Raw genomic sequence first — 734 nt, forward strand, 5'->3', positions numbered from 1 at the left:
TAAAAACATGATTGGCGCATTTTACCAACCGAAAGCGGTGATCATCGATACCAACTGTTTATCGACGCTACCTGAGCGTGAATTTGCTGCTGGTATAGCTGAAGTGATCAAATACGGCATTATTTATGATGGTGCATTCTTTGATTGGCTGGAAGAAAATTTAGACCGTTTATACGCGTTGGATGAAGACGCGCTTACCTATGCCATTGCTCGTTGCTGCCAAATTAAAGCTGAAGTGGTTGCACAAGACGAAAAAGAGTCTGGAATTCGAGCGTTGCTCAATTTGGGTCACACTTTCGGTCATGCGATAGAAGCTGAATTAGGCTACGGCAATTGGTTACATGGTGAGGCGGTGTCTTCTGGTACGGTGATGGCGGCCAAAACGTCACTTCTGCGTGGACTGATTTCTGAAGAGCAGTTTGAGCGTATTGTGGCATTGTTGCGCAGAGCGAAATTGCCAGTCCATACACCCGACAGCATGAGTTTTGATGACTTTATCAAGCATATGATGCGTGATAAAAAAGTGCTGTCAGGTCAATTGCGCTTAGTTCTACCAACCGGAATTGGCAGTGCGGAAGTGATAGCCGATACTTCACAAGAAGTGATTCAGCAGGCTATTGATTTCGGTCGCAATATTTAACCTTGTAATGACGCCATCTGGCGTCATTCTTGTTGTTTAAGAAGGTTATTAGATGAGTTTTGCTCACGTTCTGGAATTAGATTCTCAAACCGAG

1 protein-coding gene is annotated in these 734 nt (G+C 44.3%); it reads left to right on the top strand.

Going from position 1 to position 734, the window contains the following annotated elements:
- Positions 1-640: 3-dehydroquinate synthase family protein (locus R7044_RS25300; RefSeq protein ID WP_225456007.1), on the top strand; the 640-nt coding region annotated here is incomplete at its 5' end.
- Positions 641-734: the final 94 nt, after the last annotated feature.

The sequence above is a fragment of the Vibrio sp. 1402 genome, assembly GCF_033340275.1.